This window comes from Romboutsia sp. MSSM.1001216sp_RTP31141st1_G3_RTP31141_220114 (genome assembly GCF_039031195.1).
Classification (GTDB): Bacteria; Bacillota; Clostridia; order Peptostreptococcales; family Peptostreptococcaceae; genus Romboutsia_C; species Romboutsia_C hominis.
This window is the reverse complement of the sequence record NZ_JBCIUO010000049.1, coordinates 1-1,797: the sequence shown is the minus strand read 5'-3', so window position 1 is coordinate 1,797 and position 1,797 is coordinate 1. Positions and strand designations below refer to the sequence as shown.

At 29.4% G+C, this 1,797-nt stretch carries 2 protein-coding genes; both read left to right on the top strand.

From position 1 onward, the window contains the following. The coding region (locus tag ABCP60_RS15835; RefSeq protein ID WP_343102178.1) for a hypothetical protein at positions 1-250 on the top strand (250 nt) is incomplete at its 5' end. An 895-nt stretch (positions 251-1,145) separates the two neighbouring features. Continuing rightward, on the top strand, positions 1,146-1,574 hold the full coding sequence (locus tag ABCP60_RS15830; RefSeq protein ID WP_343102177.1) for a replication/maintenance protein RepL: 429 nt from the start codon (positions 1,146-1,148) through the stop codon (positions 1,572-1,574). The last annotated feature ends 223 nt before the right edge of the window (positions 1,575-1,797 follow it).

Here is a 1,797-nt window from a genome sequence, read left to right as displayed (position 1 = left end):
AGAAAGTTTAGCAAATATAGCATTGCAAATATTAGAAAAAGGAAAGGATTATAATAATCTAGAGAATACTATATGCCAATTCGGTTATCTATTTGTAATTGAAGGACATGGGATTGAAGCTTTATTTAAAATTGTAACTGATGTTGAAACATTTTATTTTGCAGCTCAGGCTGATTCTATTCTTCAACTTAATATTAACGAAGAGTTTTTTGAAGAAACAACAGATATCTTCTTAAGTTTACATCAGTAAATTAAGTAGTCAAATTATAAGAACTAACTTAGGTTAAGTTCTTTTTTTGTTAAATAAAATTATGTACCAAAACATGTGGTATTATATAAAAAGTGTAACATACTACACTTTACCTAAGCGGTAAAGGAGTATGCCATTGCATGGAGCTAAAGACCTTGGGGCGTTGCCCCAAAACCCCACAAGGGGTAAGCACCCCTTGACCGCATAATTGGGCTTTGCCCAAACCCACACTTGCAGAGGGCAAGCTCCTAGTTTTCAACTAAGAGCAGTTCAAGAGTGTAAAGCTTTCACTCTATCAAGTGGCTTTTGCGACATAACAGGAACCCCCTACGGGCTACCCCCTATTATTTCACAGTCCACTTGATGTCGTTCTCAGCTCATAAAATGCCTTTAAAAGCATTTCAAAGAATTATAATTAATAACTTATCGTTTCAAGCACTAGAAACGAATATAAACGATTTTAAGCGGTATTACGAAACAAAGTTTACCTCATTAAAAGCCATAAAAAAGTAGCAAACAAGTCCCGCGGAGCAATGGTTTTGGACTTGTGCGGTAACAGAAAAATAAACTTTATTTGAGCGTGTAGCGAATCGACCATATTTTTAGAGCCAAAAATATTAGTCTAGTCTGCGATGGAAGAATATGATTTCTCACTCACTTTGTTCGTTGGAAAAAGCACTCTTTTTATATAGATAAGAGTAAATTTACTATGTAAATAGATATAACTATTGAAATTTCAACATTTATTAATATTGTACTTGATATGATTTTTGATATATCTTGATACCAAAATTGATAACTTTTGATATGATTCGCTCATATCAAAAGTATTGACTGATAATTTTTAGTATGATAGAATCATATCAAAAGTTGTATTGTAATTGGAGGGTTTGATATGAACACAAGTAAAAAAGTTAAAATCATAGGAAATCAAACATATATAAATAGAGATACTGGGGAAATAGAGGATTTTCAAGTTGTAAATATAGAAGAAAGAGATTTTAATTTTCATAAAGTTTGGTTAAGTCATGTAATTAATAGTCTTGATCTTATTGGAAATCAAAAAACTAAACTTGCTTTTTGGATTTTAGATAATTTAGATAAAGAAAATAAACTTACAATGACATATAGACAAATATCTGAAAAAAGTGGAATATCTTATCAAACTGTAAGTAGAACAATGAAATCTTTGCTTGAAAGTAATTTTTTACAACAGATAAATCAAGGAGCATACAGAGTTAATCCAAATGTCATATTCAAAGGAAGTCGTAATGGTAGGCTCAATGTTTTATATCAATATATTTCAGAACAAGAAGAAAAATAAATAAATCAAAAATTTTATTTAAACAAAAAATAGTTGTGTCATATAGGAAACAAAAGAAAATTATGAAGGGAAAAAGTCATGGGGACATTTAATAAAAACAAAAAAATAAATACAGAAAAAAATGAAATTAATAATAAAGAATTGAAAGAAAGTTTAGCAAATATAGCATTGCAAATATTAGAAAAAGGAAAGGATTATAATAATCTAGAGAATACTATATGCC